This is a genomic window from Actinoallomurus iriomotensis (genome assembly GCF_030269445.1).
GTDB classification, from domain to species: domain Bacteria; phylum Actinomycetota; class Actinomycetes; order Streptosporangiales; family Streptosporangiaceae; genus Actinoallomurus; species Actinoallomurus iriomotensis.
The window spans coordinates 321861-346714 of sequence record NZ_BSTJ01000004.1; the positions used below are offsets into that span (position 1 = coordinate 321861).

The window sequence follows — 24854 nt, forward strand, 5'->3', positions numbered from 1 at the left end:
GCCGCGGATGGCGCGGACGCGGTGTCCGACCGATCCGCCACCAACGCCTCCAGGTCCTGTCCCGGCGCCCACCGCCCCACCTCACGGCACTCACCAGACGCTCGACGCCGGTCACCACCCGATCCGGAGAGCGACGGTCACGTGCCTCGCGCCGCAGCCGCTCAACGGTGACGCCGGGCGACATCGGTCCGCGCCGTCCGCGACCGCCCGCCGCACGCGGATGGCGCCAGCCGGTGTCCGATCGGTCCGCCACCGGTCCCTCCGAGGCCAGTCCCGGCGCCCGCCGGCCTACCGCGCGGCGCTCACCAGGCGCTCGATGTCGGTCACGACCCGGTCCGGGGAGGGACGGTCGTGTGTCTCGCGGCGCAGCCGCTCGGCGGCGGCACGGTACGACGGGTCGCTCAGCAGTTCCGCCAGACGTTCCCGGATCACTCGCGGCTCCGCCTTGGACGCCTCGACGGTGATGCCCGCCCCCGCGCCGGCGAGTCCGGCCGCGTGACGGACGTGGTCGGGAAGACGCGTGACGAGGAGCTGGGGCAGACCGTACGCGACGCCGGTCAGCGACGTGCCCGCACCGCCGTGGGCGACCACGGCGTCGCAGGTGGGCAGGAGCAGGTGCAGCGGCGCCGACTCGACGACGCGCGTGCCCGGTGGAAGCGGGCCGAGCAACGTCCGCTGGCCGGGGGTGACCGCGAGCACCGGCTCCACATCGAGGTCGCCGATCGCCCGTGCCACCTGGCCGGTGAGGAAGAACGCGGGGTCCAGCCGGCTCAGCGTCGTACCCCAGGTGACGCACACGCGAGGCCGGCCGTCCGGTGGGGGCAGCACGGGCGGAGCTCCGGGGCCGTTGTAGGGCACGTACCGCACCGGGAGCCGGGGCGAGGGGGCCTCGGCCTGCATCCCGTCCGGGCACGGATCGACGGTCGCGGCCCCGTACACGTCGAGCTCGTCCAACCCCAGCCGGGCGCGCAGCGGGGCGAGCGCGTCCCGCAGGAAGTCCCCGGCGGCGCTCATCAGGTCGACGCCGTACAGGTGACGCACCGCGGGGATGCCCAGTACGGCCGCCGCCGCCGGCCCGGCGAAGGCGGTGGGCTCGAACACGATGAGATCCGCCCCCCAGCGACGAGCGAGCACGATCAGGTCGTCGACCATGGCCTCCGCGAGCGTGGCCAGCAGGCCGAGGACACGCGGGCCTCCGCGCTTCGGCCGCGGCCCGCCCGCCGACGGCGACGGCGACGCCGACGGTGACGGTGACGGCGTCGAGGCGATCTGCCGGAACACCGCGACCGCGTCGACGTCGTGACCGACCGAGGCGACCGGCAGGCCGGTCCGGGCGGCCGTATCGGCGAGCGCCGGCGGGCTCGCCACCAGCACCTCGTGGCCACCCGTCCGGCAGGCCCACGCGACCGGGACCATCGCGTACAGGTGAGAAGGCCATGCCCATGTCGTGAAAATGATCCGCATCGGTCCATCGCAGCAGCGGCGTCTGGTGGCCTCCTCCACTGTCGCTCGACCCGGACCCGATCCTGAGTCTTGATCGACGACCGGCACGAGCCGGCGCATCTCCAGCGACGCGCCGCCCGGGATCCCCACGCCGGAGGAGCACGTCCCCGACCTGGGGTCGCTGCGCGACCCAGCCTCGCCGGCGATGGTCGTGGCGTCGGCCGACCAGGCCGAAGCGAGATCACCGGCCGACTTTTGGCGACCCCGGCCGAATGCCCGCAGCACCCCTCGGCCCTGGCTCGCTCCATCGGCTACGAGGCGGCGAGTGCAGCGTTGTTTCGCCGGTCCTGGCTCCCGTCTTCGATCCGCACGCGGTCGCGTGCGGCTACCGGTTGAGCGAGTCGAGGTGGTGCGGCGCGACGTCGATGTCGCCGCTCTCCGGTCGCTGTCGGCGAAGTGCACCTGGCGGAGATGCGATCCGGCGACGAGGTAGACGAGACCGGGCCGTCGTCCTCGATCCGCGCGCGATAGAGGACGACGTTGGATGGCAACCGCGCCGCCGGGCTCATCACGGCGAGACTGGGCGCGGGCGGGGTACTGTACGCCACCGCACCGGGCCTCGGCCGGGCCGGCGTCGCCGCCTGCCGGTCGACACGCACGGAATCGACCACCGACAGTCCGCTCCCCTGACCCGGAGGGAACAACATGACGATCATCACCGCGGATCTCTACGACGAGCACGGAGACGACCTGCAGTCGTGCGAACTCCAGCTGCGTCAGTTCGGTCGCCGCACCGCGTTCCACGGAGACGTCACCACGGTCCGCTGCCACGAGGACAACGTGCTGCTCAAATCCGTCCTGACCGAACCGGGGGAAGGACGTGTCCTGGTCGTCGACGGCGGCGGATCACTCCGTGCCGCGCTGATGGGCGACCTCATCGCCACTCTCGCCGCCGACAACCGCTGGGCCGGAGTCGTCATCAACGGCGCCGTCCGCGACACCGTCGCGCTGCGCACCATCGACCTCGGCATCAAGGCGCTGGGGTCCAACCCGCGTAAGAGCCGCAAAGAGGGACTCGGCGACCGTGACGTCCCGGTCTCCTTCGGCGGCGTCACGTTCCACCCCGGCACCCGCCTGTTCAGCGACGACGACGGAATCCTGGTAACCCGCGCCTGACACACCCGGGCGACTGAACGGGCTGGTGGAGCGGGTCCCGAAGGTCGCGTGCGGCGGCGGGAGGTGGCGAACACCGTGGAGGCGGCGTTCCCGCAGGTGGAGATGGAACCGGTCTCCCGACGCTGCTCGAGACCGACGCCTGTTTCCCGTACGGGAGGACGCGAGGACGGTCGCCCTGCCTCGGAGCCGTCCCCCCGCCTCGCTCGGCCGGATCCGCCGGTGATCGTGCCGCAGGCGGGCGTCGCGGATGACGCCGTACGGCGCTGGTCACGGGTGGCGACGTACGGGCCAATGGGCGTTTGAAAGCAGCATGAAAACTGAGCTTCAACTGCGATGGCGCACGGGCTATCCCCGCCGGTTCTACGCCTTCACCATTCGTGGACGAGTATTCGACGTCACCAGAATTCCAATGATTCGGAGGCAGCATGTCCGCTCCCACGCATCGTCGTCTCTCAAGGCGGAGTCGGGTGATCCTGTCCATCGCGGCGTCCTGGAGGAGGCGCCCGGTGTCGCCGGCGGAACGGGCCGGCCGCATGGTCGACCACCACGTCACGGCAGGTAACCGCCCAGCTACCGCTCGCGAGCCATCTGGACTGCCGTTCGTGGGCGGGGAGCCGTTGTAGAGGACATTTCTGGCCCGCCACTGGCAGCGGCGCGCCGGAGCGTGAAAACAAATGAAAAATGACGCGGCGATGAAAGCCCGTTGCACGCCTCATCGTCCCGACGTATGTTGTCGGAACTCCGGGCCAGAGAATGCCCTGCGAAGAGCATTCAGTGAGATTTCCGTGGGAGTACCCGTGCGACGACTCAGATTTGCATGCCCGCCTCGGTCTCTACTCCGTACGCTCGCCGCGGCCGTCGCTCTGGCCGCGGCCGCCCTGGCCCCGATCGGCGCGACACCCGCCTCGGCCGCGACGTCCGCCGGCGTGTCGGTCGACGCCGGCCGGGCGCTGGCCTCGATACCGTCCTCCGCGTTCGGCATGAACGTGGCCGTCTACGACGGTTACATGAACGACTCCCCCGTCGCGGGCCTGCTCAAGGGCGCCGGGATCGGCGCCGTGCGCTACCCGGGCGGCTCCTATGCCGACATCTACCACTGGAAGACCAACACCGCCGACGGCGGATACGTCGCGCCGAACACCGACTTCGACTCGTACATGAACACGGTCCGCTCGGCCGGTGCGCAGCCGATCATCATCGCGAACTACGGGTCCGGCACGCCGCAGGAGGCCGCGGACTGGGTGCGCTACGCCAACGTGACCAAGGGGTACGGCGCCAAGTACTGGGAGATCGGCAACGAGGTCTACGGCAACGGTGAGTACGGCTCCGGCTGGGAGAACGACACCCACTCCAGCAAGAGCGCGACCACGTACGCCCAGAACCTGCTGCAGTACGTCACGGCGATGAAGGCGGCCGACCCCACCATCAAGATCGGCGCGGTGCTGACCACTCCGGGAAGCTGGCCGGACGGGATCACCGGGCCGGGCGACGGCGCCGACTGGAACCACACCGTCATGTCGATCGCCGGCTCGAAGATCGACTTCGTGGTCGTGCACTGGTACCCGGGCGGCGACAGCCCCGCCGACCTGCTCACCAAGCCGCAGGCCCAGATCGGCACCATCACCGCCACGCTACGTTCGCTGATCGACCAGTACGCCGGCGCGAACGCCCCCAACGTCGGCATCGCCGTCACCGAGACCAACTCCACGATCGACAAGGACACCCACCCGGCCGCGCTGTTCGCACCGGACGACTACCTGACCTGGCTGGAGAACGGCGCGTTCAACATCGACTGGTGGAACCTGCACAACGGGTCCAACGGCACCACCACCGTGAACGGCGCCACCGACTACAACGACGAAGGCGTACTGTCCAACGCCTCGGGCAGCGAACCCGCCGCGGAGACGCCGTTCGCGCCCTACTACGGCATCCAGCTGATGACCAGGCTCGGCGCGCCCGGCGACACGCTCGTCCGCGCGAGCAGCACCCAGCCGCTCCTGACCGTGCACGCGGTCAAACGGAGCAACGGAGACGTGGACCTGCTGTTCATCAACAAGGACCCGTCCAACGCCTACACGGCGAACCTCTCCTACAGCGGATTCACCCCGTCGTCGGCCACGCCCACCGTGTACACGTACGCGCAGAACGCCACGTCCATCACCTCCACGACCACCGGCAGCGCCACGAGCCAGACCATCCCGGCGTACTCGCTCGTCGTCGTCCAGCTCCACCCGGGCGGCGGCGGGGGCGGCGGCGCCTGCCGGGTGAGCTACACGAAGAACGAGTGGCCGGGCGGTCTCACCGCCGGCATCACCGTCACCAACACCGGGACCAGCGCCGTCAACGGCTGGACACTGGCGTTCGCCTTCCCGGGCGACACGAAGGTGACCAGCGCCTGGAACGCCACGGTGACGCAGGCCGCGGCGGCGGTGACCGCGAAGAACGTGTCGTACAACGGCACGATCGCCCCGGGGGCCGACGTGTCGTTCGGATTCCAGGGAACCTGGACGAGCGGCGACGCCGCCCCGACGTCCTTCACCCTCAACGGCACGACCTGCACGACCGGCTGAGCGCCGGAGGTCAGTGGCGTTCCGCCATGGTCCGGGAGGCACGTCTCGCGTGGTGGCGGCCGGACGCGGGCGTTCCGACGTCCTCCAGGCCGCGGCGAATCGACGGGATGTCGAAGATACCGACGACCACGAGCGAGACTCCGGCCGCGACAAGGTAGCCGCCGACGACATCCACCGGATAGTGCACCCCGAGGTAGACCCGCGCGAACCCCACCCCGAGCGCGAACAACACGCCGAGGATCGCCACGAGCGCCCGCAGCCGCCCCCGTACGAGGAGGAACAACAGCAACGCGACGGCCGCCGCCACGGTGGCGTGCCCGCTGGGAAAGCTCTCCTCGTTGTCCGGCGGGATCACCCACAGTCGTTGCGGCGGGCGATGTTCGGCCAGCAGGATCTTGACGGCGAACGCGACCGCGAGCGACCCCGCCATCAGGCAAGCGGTGATCAACGCGTCCCGGCGCCGGCGCAGCAGCCACAGGCCGACCGGAACGACGACCGCGATGACCGCGCCGACCTCCGCCTGGGCGACGGCCGTGGCCCCCTTCGCCCCCAGGGTGAGTACGGCGTCCCGTATCGGCACGAGATGTTCGTCCAGCCGGATGTCGACACGGGTGAGCGTCGGTGTCTTGGCGACGATGCCCAGCACCGCCATGAGCATGAGAAGCAGCAGCCCACCAACGATCTTCATCCGCTCCGTCACGTGCAGCCTTTCAACGATCACGCGATGTACATCGCGACTTCATGATCGCGACACGCTATCGCCTCCGTGATGGCGATGACACGCTGCGTCGGCTCCACGTCCAGAACGGCGTGTGCGACCTCGTCGCCGGGATAGTCTCGGTCGGTGTGAACGGCCGGCAGCTGTCGCGACGCGCCCCGGGAGTGGCGGGCATGCTGCTCCTGTTGTTCGTCACCGCCGGTCTGTTGCTCATGCACGGGGTTCAGTCCTCGGCGAGCCCGACCGACATCCGCGGCGTCCCGCTCATGCCGGCCACGACGACGTCCATGCCGGCCGGGCATGGCGAGCACGCCGTCGGGCACTCTTGCCCCTGCGACGGTCACCATCATCCGGGCGGGCAGATGTGCCTGGCTCTGCTGGTCCTCGGATCCCTGCTGCTGTTCGGCGCCCTGCTCGTTCGATCCGTGCCCGGCCGGACGACGCCGCCGCCGGGCGCGGCCGTCCCCGGACACGGGCACTCCGGGCGTTCGCCTCCTCCTCCGTCGATCTTCCAGCTTTCCGTGCTCCGGCTGTGACAGGCGTCTGGGCTCGTTCGAGCCACGACGCCTCGATCAACACGTCAGCAGACGGAATGAAATGGAAGAAGACGCATGAAACGCGCATGCTCCCTGCTCATCGTGCCGGTCGCCGCACTCACGCTCGCCGCCTGCGGCAGTGGCGGTGAGGGGCCCGGCCACGACATGAACGGTCACCGCATGGCGACCGCCTCCGCGCCCGCGGCCGGGCACAACGCTCAGGACGTGATGTTCGCGCAGATGATGATTCCGCACCATCGGCAGGCGATCACCATGGCCGGGCAGGCCGCCGCGAAGGCGTCCTCACCAGAGGTCAAGCGGCTCGCCGGCCGGATCGAACACGCTCAGGCCCCGGAGATCCAGAAGATGACCGGCTGGCTCCGGACCTGGGGTGCGTCGACGTCGTCGGGCGACGGCATGCACATGGGCGACGGGATGATGTCCGACCAGGACATGAAGAAGCTGGACACGTTGTCCGGTAGGGCGTTCGACACGGCGTTCCTGCAAATGATGATCAAGCATCACCAGGGCGCCGTCGCGATGGCGCGATCCGAACAGGCCCGGGGCTCCTTCCCCGAAGCGAAGGCCATGGCGAGCGACATCGTGACCTCACAGTCCGCCGAGATCACGACGATGCGGAAGCTGCTCGGCTGACCACGGACGGATCGCTTTGGGAGGCGGCCCGCCACGGGTCGCCTCCCGCGAATCGTCCTAATCTCCGTAGGAAGCGGTGGAGAATGGAGCACAGTGTGGCGAGCCGATGACGGAGGTGGCAGATGCCGATCGCAGGGCCTCTCGAACGCGCGATCATGGAGGCGTTGTGGGACGCCGACCGGCCGCTCCTCATCCGTGAACTGCTGGTGCCCGTCAACGCCGGCTCGCCGAAGCCGTCGGCCTACACCACGGTGCAGACCGTGGCCGACCGGCTCGTGCAGAAGGGTCTGCTGACGCGCACGCTGGACCGCAACGCCTGGCGGTACGCCCCGACGCGCAGCCGCGAAGAACATGTCGCGGGGGTCATGGCCGAGGCGCTGGCCGGTGCGCCGGACCGGGGCCCGGTCCTCGCGCGGTTCGTGGAGACGATCGACCCGCAGGACGCACACCGGCTCCTGATCGAGTTGGCGCAGCGGTCGGCTCCGTCCGGCGAGGGCCGGCGCCCGTGATCCTGCTCGGGGGGCTCGGCCTGATCGTTCTGGCGCTGGGCGCCGGCGCCGGACCGCTGCTGCGCAGAGGCGCGTGGAGCCATCGGCTGCCCAGGGCCGCCGTCTTCGCGTGGACGGGAGCGCTGGCCGGCGCCATCGCCGCCGCCGTGGGCATGGTCGCGGTCGTCTCGACGGGACACCGGGGTCTCGGACATCGCATCGCGGAGTGGCTGGTCAACTGCTGGCACCATCATGAGGGCGGCGACACCAGGTGGTACGCGCTCAACGCGATGGTGCTCGGCGCGACGCTCACCGCGGTGTACGTGGCGGCGCGCCGCTACCGGCGTACGCTGCTGCAGCGGCGCCGGCATCATGAGGCCCTCCAGTTCGTCGTCCGCGCCTCGACCGAACTGGACGATGTCTGCGTACTCGACCATCCCGTCCCGGTCGCGTACTGCGTCCCCGCGCGGACCCGGCCGATCGTGGTGAGCAGCGGCGCGCTCGACCAGTTGGCAGACGGCGAGCTCCGTGCAGTGCTCGCGCACGAACGAGCACACCTGCGCCACCGTCATCACGTCCTTCTCACGGTGGTCGACGCGCTGGCCGCCGCGCTCGCCTGGCTGCCCACCTTCCGCGACGCGCGCCGCCACCTGCCGCTGCTGCTGGAGATGACCGCGGACGAGATCGCCGCCCGACGCTGTGGTCGCCAGACCGTGGCCACGGCCCTGCGCAAGCTCGCCATCTCACCGAGCCCGGCCGGAGGCCTGGCCGCCGGCGGTTCTGATCACACACAGCTGGACCAGCGCCTCGCCAGGCTCGAGACCTCGCCCCCGGCCGACGACGCACAGGTACGGCGCCTGACGCGGGTCACCGCGGCGACGTCCGTGGCGGTGCCGGTCCTCATCTGCGCCGCGTGGATCTCCGCGACTCCGTTGTTGTGCTGAGGCAGCACGCTCGCGGCGGATGACGTCGAACGAGTGAGACGAGTGGCATGCGAGATCACGATCTCCTACACTCCGTCAGAGTGTCGGTTCCCCCTGCTTCACAGGAAGCACAGCCGACCCGCCGAATCCCCCCGACCAGGAGTTCACCCGTGGCGACCTCGTACTCGCGCCGCTCCGCGGGCCTGGCGGCCCTCGCGGTCACCGCCACTCTGCTCGCGCCCGTTCCCGGTGCCGACGCCGCTCCCAAGCCGTCGGTCGCCGCGACGAAGAAGAAGCTGGCGAAGCTCAACAGTCAGGTCGACAAGCTCGTCGACCGGTACGACAAGGCCAAGACCCAGCTGGACGCGGCCAAGAAGCAGCTCAAGGCGCTCAACGGCCAGGTCACGGCCGAGGAACGCACGTACAAGAGCATGCACACCCGGGTGGCGCGGATCGCCGCGGCCGCCTACAAGAACGGGACCCTCGACTACACGACCTCTCTGCTGGCGACACGGGATCCGAACACGGCGCTGAGCCAGATGTCGGCGTTCACCCAGCTGTCCAGCAGCCGCAGCCAGGAGCTCAAGGCGTTCGTCGACTCGGCCCAGCGCCTCCGTCGTGAGCAGGCCATGGCGCAGTACGCCCTCCAGGTCGTCCAGAAGCACACCGCGAGCGTCAAGAAGCAGAAGACGACCGTCGAGAAGGCGATCAGTCAGCAGAAGGAGCTCCTACGCAAAGCCGGAGTTCTCGGCGGCCCCGGGGGGCCGATCGGCGGAACGTACACCGGCCCCGCCTCCGGCCCGCCGCGCAAGGCCCTCGAATACGCCTACGCCCAGCTCGGCAAGCCCTACATCTACGGCGGCACCGGCCCGAAGGGCTATGACTGCTCCGGGCTGACCATGATGTCCTGGCGCGCCGCCGGCGTGAGTCTCCCCCGCGTCGTGCCCGACCAGTACGCCGCGACCCGCCACGTCGCCAAGTCGGACCTGCAGCCCGGCGACCTGGTCTACTTCGACGACCTCGGCCACGAGGGCATGTACGTCGGCGGCGGCAGATTCATCCACGCCCCCCACACCGGCAGCGTCGTGAAGTTCGACAGCATGTCCAACCCCTGGTACGTCTCGCACTACGTGGGCGCCAGCCGGCCCTGACGGATCCCGGGACCTACGGACGGCCCGGCGAGCCGGCTCGCCGGGCTTCGGCCCCGTACCTCCGGACCGCGTGGCTCCTGCCTCACCCGCCCACGGCGTCGGCGGGCACGAACACCGACACGATGATCCGGCCGTCCCCTTCACCGAGCGCGTCGAAGGTGAACTGCTCCATCGGCAGCAGGTGGGTGCCGCCGATCGTGACGGGCGTGCGTACCTCGTACACCGCCGGCCAGGGACACCGGTGATGGCATCCGAGCCGCTCCCCGTGCCGGTCGGTGGCGAAGACGATCGCGCCGCTCCGGAGCGCCGCGTCGATCTGAGCCTGGACATGAGCGGTCACCCTCGGCCGCGGATCCGCGGCCCACATCTTCTCGACCGCCGCGCGCGCCGACGGACGTGAGCGCCACTGCGCGCGCTGACCCGGATCGGTGAGGGACCAGATGTCGATCCTCGACGGGCCGTGCGCGACGAGGGAGACCGTGGTCGCGGGATCCCGGGCGTCGAGCAGAGTCGGCATCGCGGCGACCTGGCCGAAGAGGAAGAGCATCCGCAGCGCGTACCGGAGGTAGGCAGGGGTCGATCTGGACCATGACGGGTCATCGAGGTCCGGCTCCGCCGCGTACGCGATCGCGGCCGAGGCGCAGTCGAGTATCCACCGGAGCCGCAGCAGATCCTCTTCCTGCCTGACCGGCGACCGGGTGTAGTCGGCCAGAGTGGAGCCGCACCGTACGTGGATCGCCCGGAGCGCGGTCTCCATCGCGGTCGCCAGCGGGTAAGTACCGTCCGTCCGGTTCGGCCAGGCCGGCGGCTCGGCCGGAAGACGTACCTGCTCGTCGACTCGGTAGGAGGCGTCTCTCGCCAGCCGGCGGGCCTGGCACATCCAACGGTCGGCCGGACCGAGGAACGCCAGGATCCGGGCCGCCGCACCGGCGCGCACGGTGCCGAGAGAGCGAACCCGCACCGCGTCGAGCAGGTGCTCCCCCACGATCTGCAGCACGTAGGCGTTCCAGACCGCCAGCAGCCGCCCCGCCACGGCGGGCGGGAACCGGTGAGGTGCCGTACGTCCACGGAGAAGTTCACGGCGCAGGCGCTCCGCCTCATCCAGCTCCCGGCGGACGAGCTGCCCCGCAGACCGGTACTCCTCGAAGGTCTGCACGGGCAGCCCGCCCTCCAGGGGCCGGACCGCACGGATCGCCGCAGCGGACGGTTTCGTGCTCACCCGGCTACTACATACCGGCCATGGCCGACGCGCGCTCCGACGGGTGAGCGTTCGCCATCACGGAGTGCATCGAGTCCCAGAACGCCAGTTCCTCGTCCTCCTCCAGGACGGAGATCTTGCCCCAGAACTCGCGGTCCTCCGCTTGGACCGCCGCCTCGGCCGTGAGCGCGGGCATCACCGCCGTGCCCGTGTCCGCCTCGTCGAGTTGCGCCGGGGTGACATCGGCGGGCAGCTCGACCGGCTTGCGGTGGTGCTTTCCGTGCTTGCGGAGCTGCACGCCGGATGCGGGGACGGGGACCTTGACCCTTGCTCTGGCGATCGCCAGCGTGGCCGTGCCGAACACCACGACGGCCAGCAACCCGGTCAGCATGCCGCTCTGGTCGACCAACGGCTGCTCCGGCGCCGAGTGCGAGGTCTGCGCCACCTGCTGCTCCGATCCGGGGATCCCGACGATCTCCCGCGGCGACAGCGCCGGAGCCGAGTGCTTCGGCTGGTACTTGACCTCAGTGCCCGGTACCGGCTTGCCCTTCACCTTGACCTTGGCGGGATAGCCGAAGCCGACGACCTGACTGACATCGCGATCGGCGCGCCCGAGCTGGTCGTTGTGGTTCGCCTCGATGGTGGTGAGCTTGTCGCCGTGGACCTTCTCCACGATCCCGACGTGTTCGATGTCGCCGATGCTCTTGCCGCCCGAGAACGAGAAGAACACGATGGCGCCCGGCTCTGGCTTGTGACCCCACGCGTGGTGCTTCTGGAACCAGCTCGCGTGAGCGGGCGTGGAGGCGAACTGCCCCGCCCAGTCCTCGACTCCCGCCTTGTCGGCGGCCCAGGCGAGGAACATGTCGCACCAGGGCGCGTAGTCGTAGCCGCCGCCATGGGCGACGTGCTTGCCGTACCAGTCTCCGAACTTGGTGTAACCGCTGCCCTTCTCGCGATAACCGAGTTCGGTCCTCGCGACGTGCAGCAGCTTCTGGCCTACCGGATCCATATCTCTCCTTCACCCGCCGACCGGGTTAGCTGACGGGTTCGGGCCAGGAGAAGCCCTACCGCACACGGCGGATTCACCCCAAAGACATGGGTCCCCGGCTCCGGTGACGCCGGGGGCACCACCGGATTAGGCGTCCGGGCTCCGCCTTCGGATGAAGGCATGCCACAGCCCGGCTACGACGCAACGTAGTAAAGACCGTAATCAAACACAACATCAGCCCCAAATGCGACAACCGTTTCACCTCCAGCTGGGCACGGATGCCCGTACACGCCGAGCCGCCAGCGCGGGCGGAGCGCGTCGCCAGAGACGTGCGAGATGACATTGCCTCCTACGACATGTAGGAGTAAGTTCAGCCCGTATCGGCCATGGAACGCCACACCCAGCCGACTGCTCATCATGGCCCGGCTCCGCCAGGGCCCCTGCCCGGTCGGCGAACTCGCCGACGCCGTCGGCATGGAACGCTCGGCGGTGTCACACCAGCTCCGCCACCTCGGCCTCGTCACCGGCGACCGGCAAGGACGCGGCATCGTCTACCGCCTCTACGACGACCATGTCGCCGCCCTGCTTGACGAAGCCGTCCACCACATCGAACACCTCCGCCTCGGCGCGATCGACCGGCCCGCGGCCGGAGTCGGATGACCCCCGCCGCCCGGGCCGCCTGCTCGCCGCGCTCGCGTACGGTCTCGGTGGCGTCACGCGCCGGTCCGGCGATCCCGTCTCCTCCTGCGCCGGATTCCTGCGGGCGGGTGTCCGGCAGGCCCATGAGCCGTTCCCGGACGCCGCGTACGGCCGCGCGTGCCCGCTCCGCCTGGCGGGGGCCGGCGCGGTCGACGATGCGGTCGACGTCCGCGCCGGGACCGGCCCGGGTGTGCTCGATCTCGTTCCTCATCTCGTCGGGTGTCGTGCCCATCGCGCGTCCTCCTTCAGCGTCTCGATCGTCTGCTCGGGCTTCGGGGAGACGGTCCGCATCTGCTTTCGGCCGGTGGTGTACAGGACCGCGCCGACGATCGCCCAGACCACCGCGATGATCAGGGCGGACCATCCGTAGCCGATCAGGTGACCGAGCCCGATGACGGCCGCGGCCGACAGCAGGGCGAGCACCATGGAGCCGGCGTACCCGGCTCCTCCGTACATGCCGGCGGCCTTGCCGGCACGGGTCGCCTCTTCCCGCAGTTCGGCCTTTGCCAGCGCCAGTTCCTGCCGCAGCAGCTTCTGCACCTCCCCGGCGGCGTCCGTGATGAGTTCGCCGAGCGACGCGTCGTCCCTGGTCGTCACCTGTTCCTCCGCCGGACCGGAGGTCGATGCCGCCATCTCAGCGCACCTGACCGCTCGGACCGGGCCGGGACGTCGCCTGCGCGCCGTTCTCGTACGGCGTCGCGCCGTACGAACCGCCGGCGGCCGGCACCGGGGTATCAGGTGAGAGACTCGCGGCGGGCGACGACGGGCTCCGGCCCGGCGCCTCGGCTGAATCCTCCGCGGAACCGGTCGAGGCCGTGGCCTTCGCCAGACGGCCGGCCAGGAAGCCGGTCACCGCGGCACCGATCAGGAACGTCCCGGGCCTGCGCCGGGCGAACTCCCCCACACGTTCGGCGACCCCGGCGACACCGTGTTCGTCCAGGTAGCCGGCGGCCTGCCGGCCGCCCTGGGACAACCGCGTCACCGCCGTACGCACCGGCGAGCCGTCGGCGCCCGACTCGGCCATGCGGTCGAGCTCGTCCGCCCACTGCCGCAGGCCGCCCGCCGCGCGCCCGGTCTGCGAATCGAGCTCTCCGCTCAGCCGCCGGCGGGCGTCGTCCACCACGTGGCGGGCCCGTTCACCGGCTTCGCGCGGGACCTGCCGCGCCTGCTCCCTGGCGGTCTCGGCCACCTCGGCCGTGGCGGATCTCGTGTGCTCGGCCGTCTGCGCCGCCTCGTGCTGGACGGCCTCTCGCGTCTGACCTTCCGGCTCCATGGGTGCCTCCCGTGCTCGTGAAGGGCCCGCCCTACCCATGCGCCCGGGTTCAACCGCGATCACCGCGATCCGTACGGCGCCCGGCCCGCGGCCTCGCACGCGTCACCGAAGCCGGTGGACTCGACGCGGCGTTCAGCGCGTGGTGGTCTCGGCGTGGGGCGCACGGGTGAACGCGAGGATGCTTCCCGCCACACCGATGAGGATGATCGCGATGGCGATGCTGATCCCGCCCTGGCGGTTCCAGTACACGTCCTTCAACTCGATGAGCAACGCGGCTTCGTCGACCACGAGCGCCAGCCCGATCCCGAAGGCGAGGCCCATCCACGTCCGCCAGACCGGGGTTCTCTCGACCAGTCCGCACGCGCCGACGACGATCAGCAGGAGGATGCCCCAGATGTAGTGGTGGATGTGCACACGACCGACATGGACGTTGCCCAATCCCCTCACGTGAACGTGAATCGCCCACGTCAACGCACGCAACCCGGCGAATGTGGCGGTGAACCCCCACCAGGCGAGGATGAGACCGCGCCGCGTCGGATGGACGTGCCGCAACCGGCGTGGCCGCCGAGGCCGGTCCCGGGCCGGCCGGTCCTCCGGGGAATCCGACGCTTCACCGCTCACCCGCCGAGCGTACTTCGGCGCACACAGATCAGCTGGATCAGCTCGGGCAGGAAGCGACATACGGGGGGCGGGTTCCACGTGCGACGTTCGGCTGCTGCCCGTACGCGCGTCTCAGAGCCGGTTGTCGCGGAGGAAGGCGCGGAGGAGTTCGTCGTAGCGGGAGGGATCCTCCAGGAACGCCGCGTGACGCCGGCCTTCCAGGACCGTGGGGGTCCCGCGCCACAGGGCGGCGTACGTGAGGGAGCCGATGTAGTCGTGGCCGATGAACGGATCGTCGCGCCCGTCGATGATCGCGAGCGGTAGGGGCGACTGCGCGACGAGCGCCTTCTGATCCGAGTCGTGACCTGCGCTGAAGGACGCGAACATGATGCGCCGGGCCCGCCCGTCCGTACGCCGGACGTCCTCGACCGCCCATTCCGGCGGCGGGGAGACCGTGATCTGGCCGGCGAACTCCGCCGCCTGGTCGCCCGTGATGTGCTCGACGCCCGCGTAGCTCACGGCCGGCTGGAAACCCGCGGTCAGCGTGTCCTTGTTGACCGGTGGCGTACCCGTCACGACGAGGCCCGCCAGGCCGGAGAACCGCAGAATGAGTTCCAGGCCGATATGCCCTCCGAGCGACCAGCCCACGACGACGACTCGCTCGACGCCCAGCGCATCGAGGAATTCCGTGATCGTCGCCGCGTATCCCCGTTGGGTGTAGGCACGTTCGGGATCCGTGGCGTCGTCGGAGTCGCCGTGGCCCAGCAGGTCGAGGGCCAGCAGCCGCCTCGGCCCGAAGTCATCGGCGAGCTGCGCGTGGAACACCTTGCGCGACGAGGAGTTCCCGTGCACGAACAGCAGCGGCGGCCCGGCGAATGAACGGCCGGGATCGGTATCCGTGTAGGCGACCCGGCCGAACCTGGTTTCGACGTATCGAGTGGCGCCCGGCAAGGACCACGATTCCTGCTCATTTCCCATGGGCGAATCATAGGAACGCCGAAGCGAACCGGAAATGCTCGCCGTCCCATGCCATGACGACGCGCTCGTGGTGGCCGGTCTCCTCTCCCGCCGGGCGGGAGAGGAGACCGGCCGTGGCACTACCGCCGGGTCAGGGTCACGGCCACGGTGGCGCCGTGGCCGGGGCTGACGGTCACCGAGAACAGGTGCGTGGCGGTGTCGTAGTCGACCTGACCGGCGCTGCCGCCGGCCGCGGAGGCCGAGACCGGTGTCGGGGAGTACCCGTGCAGCGTGACCGGGCCGTCGCCGTGGGCGAACGCGACCGTGGCGTGGACCGTGCCGTTGTCCGACAGCGACCGGATCCGCTGGCTGCCCAGGGACACGAACTTGCCCGCGTCACCGAGGAAGGCGATGCCCGACCTGCCGACCGGGACCACCTGGAAGTACGACCCGTCGCGCGTCACCTGCGCGGTGTAGTCGTCGGCCGCGCCGACCACCTTGCCGGTGCCGGCGAAGTAGTCGTACAGGTACGCCTTGCCGGTGACGCCGAGATCGGCGGGCCGGAAGGTGGCGTCCTCGGTCGTCGGGACGGTGATCGCACCGGCGCTGATGCCGAGATTGTCGATGTTCGGGCCGTTCGCACCCGTGGCGGTCGCCCGTACGGTGTGCCGGCCGGCGGAAAGGGTGACCACGACCGGCTGCGCCGACCATGTGCCCCAGTCCCCGGTCGTGTCGAACGGCTGCGTGGAGGCCGTGCCGCCGTCCACCGAGACCGCGAGGGGGCGCGGCCCGAAACCGCCGTTGGCGTACCGGAACAGCAGCGTGTACTTGCCGTCGGCCGGCACGTCGACGTTCCACTGCACGTAGTCGCCGGAGTCGTGCTGGTAGTCGGCGAAACCGCGACCGGTGTAGCCGGCGTGATCGGTGTTCACGACGGGCCCGGACAGCGTGGCGTCCTCCGCCTCATAGGTCGTGTCCGGCTTCGGCGTCGGGACGGAACGCGCGTAGGCGAAGACGTAGCCGGCGGACAGTGAGCCGTGCCGGCTGCCGGTCGTGGCCACCATGGCGCCACCCGGCTGGGCTGCGTCGCGGACGTACGTGGCGTCGTCGGGGACGATCGGGGTGTCCGGCTTGACGATCGTGCCGTCCGCCTCGGCCACCTTGTTCAGGTTGGCGACGCTCTCCTTGCCGACCGCGTCGCCGACGCCGACCGGACCGGCGGACAGGTTCTGCAGCAGCAGGTTCTGCGTCTCCGTGCTCATCGCCACGTCCGCCCACGGCCACACGCCGAGCGCGCCGGCCAGGCGTGAGGCGTACAGGAACGAGTCCCACTTGGAGCGCTCGAACCGGTCGTTCGAGACCCGGGAGTTGGTGACGCTGTCGTACAGCGTGCTCTGCAGGAAGTCCTGGGGCAGCGGCATGCAGTACTGGATGTCGAGGCCGTTCGCCGCGGCGGCCTTGGCCATGTTGGTGAGGAACGCGGCGCGGTCGGTGAGGTTGAAGTCGGGCTGCGCGTTCGAGCACAGCCAGTCCTGCTCGAAGGTGTCGACCCCGGACGACTTGAGGTATCGCATCCGGTCGTTCCAGAACGCCGGGTCGGTGACCACCTTCCCGGACATCTTGTACTCCTGGTGGTACGGGCTGGACGGGTCGATCCACCGGGCGTGCGTGATCATGGGCACGCCCACGCTCTGCTGGAACGCCTTGAGCCCGTCGGGGAACAGGGTCTTGTCCGCCTCGTACCGGTACTCGCCCTCGGGGTTGTCGTCCCAGACGGCGTTCGGGCCCTTGGGGTAGAACCAGCTGTCCAGCTGGAGGTTGCCCATCGGGAGGCCCTTGGCCTTCCAGTCGTCGCGGACCGCTTTCAGCGTGCCGGCGTAGCCGAGGCTCTTGTCGTAGTTGTAGTAGTACGTGGCGCCGTTGTCGGTCCAGTAGCCGAGCTTGGCGAGTGTGTTCGTGGCGTCCTGCGACGGGCGGTGCTTGCCGGACAGGGCGGTCAGCGTTCTGCCCCAGGTGCCGTACACGTCGTTGATCCCGTGCCCGTACGCGAGCACGGTGCGCTGGGTGAACCCGGCGGGCAGGCTGCTGACCCCCGAGGAGACGCCGCTGGTCAGCGCGCCCGCGGAGTCGTACTTGGTGACCGCGGTGGTGAAGTTCGACGCGGCGGAGAGCAGGTAGCCGCTGCCGGAGGCGTCGAACGCCAGGTAGGGGCTGAAGCCCGCGTCGCCCTTGACGTCGAACTGGCGGTTGGCGAAGCAGCCGGCGAAGGTCTCGGTGTGCGGCAGCGAGGGCCGGGCCGACAGCGCCGGGAACGGGTAGGCGTTGGCCGCCGCCTGCTGGTACGTGGTGCTGAAGAGCACCACCGGACTGCCGTCGTAGGTCCGGATGCCGCTGCTCCGGGCGACTCCGCCGGCCGTGTAGTCGAAGTCGACCTCGTGGTAGGCGCCGGCGCCGTCCCGGCCCGTCACGTGCCTGACGTGGCTCACCGGGGCGCCGACCGAACCGGCGAAGTGGTAGTGCGGGGTGCCGGTGTCGATGGTGTAACCGCCGTCGGCGCCCACCGCGACCGTGGTGCCGGACGTGGGCGTCCGGGCGCCGGCCGGTGCCGAGGTGAGCGTGAGGCTCACCGGAAGGGTGAGGGCGAGCGCACCGGCGACCGCCGTGCGCCGGAGGGATCTTCGTGCGGGTCTGCTCATGGACCCTCCTCGTCGAGTCAGGGTTCTACCGCCCTCGGTGCGCGCACGCCGGGGGATTTCCGCGAAGTTAAAACGGTATTTCTGTCGTGTCAATGGACTTGGCAGTGCCTAATCTGGCCGTATTATGCGGAGAACATGACAGAATTAATCGAACCCCCGTGCGCGGTGAGGACACCATGAGCCCAGCGAGAGCACGGTCCGGGCCGAAATCGCACCGCGCGTACAACCTCGACCGCGTGGTCACGGCGGTGCGTGAGCGCGGGGCGGTCACCCGGGCGGACCTCGAACGGATGACCGAGCTGTCCCGCGCGACCGTGGCCGCGCTCGTCGCGCGGCTCATCGACGACGGCACCCTACGAGAGCTGCCCCCGGACGGACAGGGGGACACGGCCACCGGTCCGGGCCGGCCGCCGGCCCGGCTGGCGCTGACCGAGTCGGCGGGGCTCGTCTCCGGCATGGCCTTCGGCCACGGCGACCTCCGCGTCGCCGTGGCGACGTTGTCGGGCGAGGTCCTCGCCGAGCGGCACGTGGGGCTCGCGGTGGACAACTCCGTGGCCGCGGCCCTCGACACCGCCGCCGACGAATTCAGCGCGGTATTGCGCGAAATCGGCCACGTGGCGGAAGACGTCAGCAACGTCGTCGTCGGCCTGCCGGCCCCGCTCGACCGGCGCACCGGCCGGGTGGTGGTCAACAACATCCTGCCCGGGTGGGTCGACCTGGATCCGGCCGGCGGTCTGGAAGAACGCATCGGCCGGCCGGTGTTCCCGGAGAACGCCGTCAACCTCGGTGCCATCGGCGAGATGACCTACGGGGCGGGCACCGGCCTGCACGACCTGGTGTTCGTCAAGGTCTCCACCGGCGTCGGCGCGGGACTGATCTTCGACGGGCGCCTGTACCGGGGCGCCAGCGGCTACGCGGGCGAACTGGGGCACGTTCAGGTCGAGGCGAACGGGCTGCTGTGCCGGTGCGGCAGCCGTGGCTGCCTGGAGACGCTGGTCTCGACACCGCACATCATCGCCGCCCTGCAGCCGATGCACGCGGAGCCGCTCACGACCGCCGACGTGGTCCGGCTGCTCGCGGCGGAGGACTCCGGGGCCGTTCGTGTCGTCGGCGACGCCGGCCGCACGATCGGCCGGTCGCTGGCCGACATGTGCAACGTGCTCGACCCGGAGGTGGTCATCGTCGGCGGCGAGCTCAGCCGGCCGGACGGCGCGCTCGCCGACGGCATCCGTGAGGCGATCGCGCGCTACGCCCAGCCGGGGGTGGCACGGACGGTGACCGTGACGACCGGGACGCTGGAGAACCGGGCCGAGCTCCTGGGCGGGATCGCCCTCGCCGTCCAGCGAGCGGGCGACCCGGCCCGGGCCGCGCTGGGATGATCTGCCGCCCGGACCGTGGAGCGGCCGTGAGGCCCGGCCCCGGTCCGGGCCCGGGCGTCGACGGACCGACGATCTCCCGGCGCCTGCTCGGCCGGTCGACCGTCCGCGTGCGTGTCGGGCCTCGGTGTGGGGGGCTCAGAGTCAGCGGAGACGGCGCAGGTGGGGGTCCCAGCGGCGCTGCGGCAGGACGTGGATCCGGGCGTCGACGGCGATGACGCCGTCCGGGCGGGCGATGATCGGGTTGAGGTCGATCTCGGCGATCTCCGGGTGGTCGTCGGCGAGACGGGACAGCCGGAGCAGGGTGTCCTCCAGCGCCGCGGTGTCGACGGCCGGCGCTCCGCGGTGGCCGAAGAGGAGCGGCGCACCGCGGATGGAGCGGATCAGCTCGGCGGCGTCCAGGTCGGTCAGCGGGGTGAGCCGCACGGAGCGGTCCCCGAGCACGTCGGTGGTCACGCCGCCGAGGCCGAAGACGACGAGCGGGCCGAAAACGGGTTCCTGGACGACGCCGCACAGGACCTCCACGCCCGTACGGGCCATCCGCTGGACGAGCACGCCGCGGAGCCGGTCGCCGAACAGGTGCACGAACCGCGTGTAGGCGTGCCGTACGTCCTGTTCGCCGTGCAGGTCCAGTGCGACGGCGCCCGCGTCGCTCTTGTGCACGAGCCCGGGTACGTGGGCCTTGAGCGCGACATGGCCGTACAGCCCGGCCACGGCACGTACGGCCTCATCGGCCGACGAGGCCCGGCGCCACTCGATCACGGGTATGCCGTAGGCGGTCAGTACGTCCATGCAATCGGCCGGTGAGAGCCAGTCCCCCTCCGGCGATCGGGCGAGCGCGTCCTGGATGATCCGTGCCACTGGAGGAGCCGTGATCGCGCCCAGGTCCGGCTCGCGTCCCTGGGGACGGTCGAGCCATCGGCGGTACGACCAGGCGCGGGCGACGGCGCGCGCGGCGTGTTCGGGGAACGCGTACGAGGGGACGCGGCGTCCGCCCGGCCCGGGCCGGGCGCGGACGGTCTCGTCCTGGCCCAGGACGACCGCTGCCAGGGGACGCGCGGTGCCGCCGGTGGTGACCGCGGAGACGAGGTCGGAGGCCGCCGTGGGCACCACGATGGCGATCACCGCGTCGACCTCGGGGTCGGCGGCGACGATGTCCAGGCAGCGGGTGAACCGGCCCGGGTCGATGGCCGCGGTGGTGTCGACCGGACCGGCGCATGCGGCTCCCGGTGGGAGCAGCCCCGTCAGCTCCCGTACGGTCGCGTCGCCGAGGCCGGCGGCGGTCAGTCCGGCGTCGGCGCAGGCGTCGGCGGCCAGGACGCCCGCGCCGCCCGCGTTCGAGACGACCGCGACGCGAGGCCCGGCCGGCAGCGGCTGGTGGGCGAGCAGCGTGGCGGTGTCCAGGAGCTCGCCGAGGCCCGCGGCGGCGATGACGCCGGCCTGCTGGAACAGCGCCTCCTGCGTGACGGCGGGTGTGGCCGCCGCGGCGGTGTGGGAGGCCGCCGCCCGGTGACCGGCCGCGGAGCGTCCCGCGACGACGGTGAGCAGCGGCATCCGGCGGCCGAGGCGCCGGGCGGTCCGGGAGAACTTGCGCGGGTTGCCGAAGGACTCCAGGTACAGGACGCCCAGCCGGGTGGCGGGATCGGACTCCCACCACAGCAGCAGGTCGTTGCTGCTGACGTCGTACTTGTCGCCGGTCGAGACGAAGGTCGACACCCCGATGTCCAGGCGCGACAGGTGGTCGCGCAGGGCGATGCCGATGCCGCCCGACTGGACGACGACCCCGGCGCGGCCGGCGTTCGCCGCGCGCGCGGCGAACGTCGCGTCGAGCCGTACGGCGGTGTTGGCGATGCCGAAGCAGTTGGGCCCGACGAGCCGCATGCCGTACCGGCGGCAGGTGCCGGGCAACGCGCTCCCGTGCAGGCCCGAGGTGATCACCACGAGTGATCGCACGCCGCGGCGCCCGCATTCCTCGGCGACCTCGGTGATCGCGCCCGGCGGTGTCGCGATCACCGCGAGGTCGGGGCCCTCGGGCAGCGCGGACACCGAGGGGAAGCACGGGACGCCCGCGAGCTCCCGGCCCGCGTTCGGGTTGACCGCGTAGACCCGGCCGCCGAAACCGCCGGCGAGGAGGTTGCGGAGGATCGCCCGGCCGACGGACCCGGCCCGGCGCCCGGCGCCCACGACCGCGACGGACGCCGGGCACAGCAGGTGACGCAGGCTCTCGACGTCGGCGAGCCGTTCGCGCTCGGCGACGGCGTCGAGGTACGTCCCGTCCCCGGTCAGCGGGATCGTCACCTCGACGACCCCGTTCACGGTGCGGCGGTCGACCGGCAGGCCCGCGCAGGCGAACACCCGCGACATCGCGACGTTCTGGGCCAGGGTCTCGGCGCGGAACGCGACGAGGCCGCGGGATCGGGCCAGCGAGACGAGATGCTCCAGCAGCAGGGTGCCCACGCCGCGGTTGTGCATCCTGTCGGCGACGGCGAGCGCGATCTCCGCCTCGCCGGCCGTCGCGGTGCGGTCGTACTCGCCGACCCCGATGAGCTCGCCGGCGAGCCAGGCGCCGAGCACCGCGTGATCGGGACCGGGTTCCCGGCACAGGCGCGCCGCCACCTCGTCGGCGATCCGCGGGCTGATCCCGAAGAACCGGAGATAGAGGTTCTCCGGTGACATGTCGCGATGAAGTTTGTGAACGGCGTCGAGATCGCCCGGCAGCACCTCACGGATCGCCACCGCCGTGCCGTCCGTGAGCAGCGCGTAGACCGGGGCCGCCGGCTCCACCATGTCTCCCAGCATCGATCCGCGGCAGGTTCCGGGCAGCGGGCCGAGGTCACCCCCGCACAGGACCTTCGGTCCCTCCGCGCACACCGGGCTCAGGGGACGCCGCGTCGGGACGGAAGTCCCGCGTCCGCGGGAAGACCGCCTCTACACCGCGCGCCGGTCATCGGACGGAATGGGAGAGCAGGCGAGCTGAGGAGGAGACGATGAGTGTGCCGGCCCGCAGAGAGACCAGGGGAATGTTCCCCGACCTGTTCGACCTGTTCGAGATGCCGCTCACGGCCCTGCGCCCGTTCACCGGCCAGACCGGTCAGGCCATCCGGGTGGAGGACGCCATCGAGGACGACCGGTACGTCGTCCGAGCCGAGATGCCCGGCATCGATCCGGAGAAGGACCTGGAGATCAGCGTGTCGCGCGGCGTGCTGACCATTCGCGCCGAACGCCAGGAGTCGCGGGAGGGACGGCGCCACTCCGAGTTCCGCTACGGCTCCTACGAGCGACACATCCGGCTCCCGGAGAACATCAGGGAAGACGAGATCAAGGCCACCTACGACCAGGGCATCGTGACCATCACGATGCCGCTCCAGGAGCAGAAGGAGGCCACCCGGCGGGTGCCCGTCGAACGTTGATCCCCCGCCGCAAGGACGCGAACGCCGTTCCGGTCCACACGGCGTTCGCGTCCGCCTCTGAACCGCCCGGCTCACGGCTCAGGGCGGATGAGCTCCTCGGGCGGCCGCCGGACGCTCCTCCCCTCCCTCTCGGCGACGCCCAGTCTCATGATCGTCTGCGGATGCGCGCCGTCGCAGAAGCGGGCGCGGATCAACTCGCGCAGCTCCGGGATCTCCAGCGCCTGGGTGTGGAACGCGGCGGAGACGCCGTCCTGCGCGGCGCGCAGCAGCACGTGTTGCAGCGCCTGCCCGGCCTCGAGCCACGCGCCACGCTCGTCCGTCCTCGTCGTCAGCAGGGCCACCACCCCCGCCGCGCCGTGCCGTTCGTCGGCGGGGAGACCCCAGCCGTGGCCCCGTGCGAAGTCGCGCTGCGCGAACGGCGGATCCGTGCGCCCGGGGTCGTGCGGGTAGGCGTCCTCGTGCACGCCGTCCCGCCGGCGGCTGCCGGGACGCGGCGCCCAGCGGGCCATCTCGGCGCAGTAGTCCGGGTTCTGGCGCAGCAGTTGCTCGGCGACCTCGGTGAGGGCGCCGAGCGCGATCCTCGCCCGCGGGTCCGCGACGACGCGGAGCGCGGCGTTCTCGTCGAGGGCACAGGTACGGAGCGCCTGCAGCAGCCCGGCCGGCAGTCCCTCGGGCCGGAAGCCGCCACGGTGGGTGCGGCGGCGCCGGATCTGGTCGTACATCCGGTTCTCCTCCTCGCCGGCCGGCCGGGCCGGTCCCAGCGTCACGTCGGCGATCAGCCCGGGCCGGTCCGGGTCGGACGCCATCCGTACCTGCGGGCTGTGGCCGAGACGGCGGGCCGCGAGGCGGAGCGTGCACAGCGCCGCGCCGCAGCTCATCAGCATCTCCCGGCCGTCCGGGTCCGCCACGTTCAGCCGGCGTTCGGGGTCGGCGTGCAGGGTCACGGTCGAGCCTCGCGTGCCGAACCACCAGGGCTGGGTGTTGTGCACCGACGGCGCCCACGCGGCGGCGTCGACGAGGAAGTGCGCGGTGTCCTGTTCGGACACGGCATGGGTGACGTTCATGATTCCTCCTGCCGGGACACGGGCCGCACCACGGCCACGGGGCAGTGCGCGGAGTGCAGCACCGCGTGGCCCACGGAGCCGAGCAGCAGCCCGGGGAACCCTCCGCGCCCGCGCGAGCCGACCACGAGAAGGTCCGAACGCGCCGAGGCACCCGCCAGGATCCGGGCCGGGCGGCCGTGCAGCGCCTCGCCGCACACCTCCACGTCCGGGAACTCGGCCCGCCAGGCCGCCAGGGACTCGTCGAGCGCCCGGCCCTGCTCGTCACCGACCACGGCCGGGTCGTAGACCAGCGGCTCCATGTCGCCCGGTCCCGCCGAGCCGGGATGCGACCAGACATGGATCGCGTGGAGGCGCGCCTTCCGCATGGCCGCCTCCTCGAACGCGAAGCGGATGGCCGGGCCTTCCGTCTCACCCCGGTCCATCCCCACGGTCACCTCGTGCCATGGGACGTGCTCCGCCTCGCGTACGACCACGGCGGGCACGGGCGCGTGCGTGGCGACCTGCAGAGCCGTGGAGCCGATCGCCAGCCGGGCGGCCAGGCCGGTCCCGTGGGCGCCGACCACGACGAGCGACGCGGTACGCGCCCGTTCCAGCAGGACCCGGGCGGGCGAGCCGGCCTTGAGCTCGCCCTCGACGGGCAGGCCGGGGCAATGCTCGCGGGCGGCGGAGACGGCCGCCTCGAGCACGTCCCGGCCGCGCGCGATCACGTCCTCGGGTACGACCCCGGTCTCCGGATCGATCGGCGTGCCGTACAGCCAGGGCACGGTGTGGATGACGTGCAGGGTGTGGTCGCGGAGCGCCGCCTCGTCGGCCGCCCACGCGACCGCGGACATGCCGCGGTCCGATCCGTCGGTGCCCACGACGACGACCGCCGGGATGTGCCGCATCACCGCCTCCTCCATTCACAAGACTCGCTTGCGTCGCGGCACGTCGT

General features: G+C 71.2%; 22 protein-coding genes and 1 riboswitch. Of the genes, 10 read left to right on the forward strand and 12 right to left on the reverse strand.

Going from position 1 to position 24854, the window contains the following annotated elements:
- Positions 1-288: 288 nt before the first annotated feature.
- Positions 289-1464: a nucleotide disphospho-sugar-binding domain-containing protein gene (locus QSK37_RS18830; protein WP_285622655.1), complete on the reverse strand. Its 1176-nt coding sequence runs from the start codon at positions 1462-1464 to the stop codon at positions 289-291.
- Between the two features lie 684 nt (positions 1465-2148).
- On the opposite strand from QSK37_RS18830, the gene rraA reads away from it, so the two are divergent.
- The gene (gene rraA / locus QSK37_RS18835; RefSeq protein ID WP_285622657.1) at positions 2149-2619 is read left to right on the forward strand and encodes a ribonuclease E activity regulator RraA; all 471 of its coding nucleotides are present in this window, start codon (positions 2149-2151) and stop codon (positions 2617-2619) included.
- 797 nt (positions 2620-3416) lie between these two features.
- A complete protein-coding gene (locus QSK37_RS18840) occupies positions 3417-5189 on the forward strand; it encodes a cellulose binding domain-containing protein (RefSeq protein WP_285622659.1) in 1773 nt (590 codons plus the stop codon).
- A 10-nt stretch (positions 5190-5199) separates the two neighbouring features.
- Here QSK37_RS18840 and QSK37_RS18845 read toward each other — a convergent pair whose 3' ends face one another.
- Positions 5200-5910 carry a phosphatase PAP2 family protein gene (locus QSK37_RS18845; RefSeq protein WP_285622662.1) on the reverse strand — a complete coding sequence of 237 codons (711 nt, stop codon included), beginning with the start codon at positions 5908-5910 and terminating at the stop codon, positions 5200-5202.
- A 20-nt stretch (positions 5911-5930) separates the two neighbouring features.
- On the opposite strand from QSK37_RS18845, the gene QSK37_RS18850 reads away from it, so the two are divergent.
- The 5 genes from QSK37_RS18850 (at position 5931) to QSK37_RS18870 (ending at position 9659) form a co-directional block, all read left to right on the forward strand.
- The gene (locus QSK37_RS18850; RefSeq protein ID WP_285622664.1) at positions 5931-6443 is read left to right on the forward strand and encodes a DUF6153 family protein; all 513 of its coding nucleotides are present in this window, start codon (positions 5931-5933) and stop codon (positions 6441-6443) included.
- A gap of 75 nt (positions 6444-6518) precedes the next feature.
- Positions 6519-7097 carry a DUF305 domain-containing protein gene (locus QSK37_RS18855; RefSeq protein WP_285622665.1) on the forward strand — a complete coding sequence of 193 codons (579 nt, stop codon included), beginning with the start codon at positions 6519-6521 and terminating at the stop codon, positions 7095-7097.
- A gap of 122 nt (positions 7098-7219) precedes the next feature.
- Positions 7220-7606 carry a BlaI/MecI/CopY family transcriptional regulator gene (locus QSK37_RS18860; RefSeq protein WP_285622667.1) on the forward strand — a complete coding sequence of 129 codons (387 nt, stop codon included), beginning with the start codon at positions 7220-7222 and terminating at the stop codon, positions 7604-7606.
- Positions 7603-8529: a M56 family metallopeptidase gene (locus QSK37_RS18865; RefSeq protein WP_285622670.1), complete on the forward strand. Its 927-nt coding sequence runs from the start codon at positions 7603-7605 to the stop codon at positions 8527-8529. The genes QSK37_RS18860 and QSK37_RS18865 overlap by 4 nt, the downstream gene beginning before the upstream one ends.
- Before the next feature lie 149 nt (positions 8530-8678).
- Positions 8679-9659 (forward strand): C40 family peptidase, encoded by a 981-nt coding sequence (locus QSK37_RS18870; RefSeq protein ID WP_285622672.1) that lies wholly within the window; start codon positions 8679-8681, stop codon positions 9657-9659.
- 82 nt (positions 9660-9741) lie between these two features.
- Here QSK37_RS18870 and QSK37_RS18875 read toward each other — a convergent pair whose 3' ends face one another.
- On the reverse strand, positions 9742-10878 hold the full coding sequence (locus QSK37_RS18875; protein ID WP_285622674.1) for a hypothetical protein: 1137 nt from the start codon (positions 10876-10878) through the stop codon (positions 9742-9744).
- Positions 10879-10885: 7 nt separating this feature from the next.
- Positions 10886-11866, reverse strand: a complete 981-nt coding sequence (locus tag QSK37_RS18880) for a CHAP domain-containing protein (protein ID WP_285622676.1) — start codon at positions 11864-11866, stop codon at positions 10886-10888.
- Positions 11866-12009: riboswitch (cyclic di-AMP (ydaO/yuaA leader) on the reverse strand. It overlaps the preceding gene by 1 nt.
- Before the next feature lie 172 nt (positions 12010-12181).
- Between QSK37_RS18880 and QSK37_RS18885 the strand changes: the two genes are divergently transcribed.
- Entirely contained in the window at positions 12182-12505 is a 324-nt protein-coding gene (locus QSK37_RS18885; protein WP_285622678.1) for an ArsR/SmtB family transcription factor, read from the forward strand.
- 246 nt (positions 12506-12751) lie between these two features.
- Here QSK37_RS18885 and QSK37_RS18890 read toward each other — a convergent pair whose 3' ends face one another.
- The 5 genes from QSK37_RS18890 to QSK37_RS18910 all read right to left on the reverse strand — a co-directional run bounded on the left by QSK37_RS18890 (position 12752) and on the right by QSK37_RS18910 (position 18070).
- Positions 12752-13177 carry a phage holin family protein gene (locus tag QSK37_RS18890; RefSeq protein ID WP_285622681.1) on the reverse strand — a complete coding sequence of 142 codons (426 nt, stop codon included), beginning with the start codon at positions 13175-13177 and terminating at the stop codon, positions 12752-12754.
- Between the two features lies 1 nt (position 13178).
- Complete coding sequence (locus QSK37_RS18895) at positions 13179-13817, reverse strand: hypothetical protein (protein WP_285622683.1); 639 nt, start codon at positions 13815-13817, stop codon at positions 13179-13181.
- Positions 13818-13949: 132 nt separating this feature from the next.
- Positions 13950-14264, reverse strand: coding sequence for a hypothetical protein (locus QSK37_RS18900; protein ID WP_285622686.1), 315 nt, complete (start codon positions 14262-14264; stop codon positions 13950-13952).
- 285 nt (positions 14265-14549) lie between these two features.
- Positions 14550-15395: an alpha/beta fold hydrolase gene (locus QSK37_RS18905; protein ID WP_285622689.1), complete on the reverse strand. Its 846-nt coding sequence runs from the start codon at positions 15393-15395 to the stop codon at positions 14550-14552.
- Between the two features lie 119 nt (positions 15396-15514).
- Positions 15515-18070, reverse strand: coding sequence for a CBM35 domain-containing protein (locus QSK37_RS18910; RefSeq protein WP_285622692.1), 2556 nt, complete (start codon positions 18068-18070; stop codon positions 15515-15517).
- Between the two features lie 176 nt (positions 18071-18246).
- On the opposite strand from QSK37_RS18910, the gene QSK37_RS18915 reads away from it, so the two are divergent.
- Positions 18247-19449: an ROK family transcriptional regulator gene (locus tag QSK37_RS18915; protein ID WP_285622694.1), complete on the forward strand. Its 1203-nt coding sequence runs from the start codon at positions 18247-18249 to the stop codon at positions 19447-19449.
- A 141-nt stretch (positions 19450-19590) separates the two neighbouring features.
- On the opposite strand, the gene QSK37_RS18920 is transcribed toward QSK37_RS18915, so the two are convergent.
- Entirely contained in the window at positions 19591-22233 is a 2643-nt protein-coding gene (locus QSK37_RS18920) for a bifunctional acetate--CoA ligase family protein/GNAT family N-acetyltransferase (RefSeq protein ID WP_285622696.1), read from the reverse strand.
- A gap of 200 nt (positions 22234-22433) precedes the next feature.
- Here QSK37_RS18920 and QSK37_RS18925 point away from each other — a divergent pair, with 200 nt between their 5' ends.
- A complete protein-coding gene (locus QSK37_RS18925; RefSeq protein ID WP_285622699.1) occupies positions 22434-22856 on the forward strand; it encodes an Hsp20/alpha crystallin family protein in 423 nt (140 codons plus the stop codon).
- Between the two features lie 71 nt (positions 22857-22927).
- Here the strand turns inward: QSK37_RS18925 and QSK37_RS18930 are convergent, their stop codons facing one another.
- Both QSK37_RS18930 and QSK37_RS18935 read right to left on the reverse strand, forming a co-directional pair.
- On the reverse strand, positions 22928-23920 hold the full coding sequence (locus QSK37_RS18930; RefSeq protein WP_285622702.1) for an Acg family FMN-binding oxidoreductase: 993 nt from the start codon (positions 23918-23920) through the stop codon (positions 22928-22930).
- Positions 23917-24807: a universal stress protein gene (locus QSK37_RS18935; protein ID WP_285622704.1), complete on the reverse strand. Its 891-nt coding sequence runs from the start codon at positions 24805-24807 to the stop codon at positions 23917-23919. Before QSK37_RS18935 ends, QSK37_RS18930 begins: the two co-directional genes overlap by 4 nt.
- Positions 24808-24854: the final 47 nt, after the last annotated feature.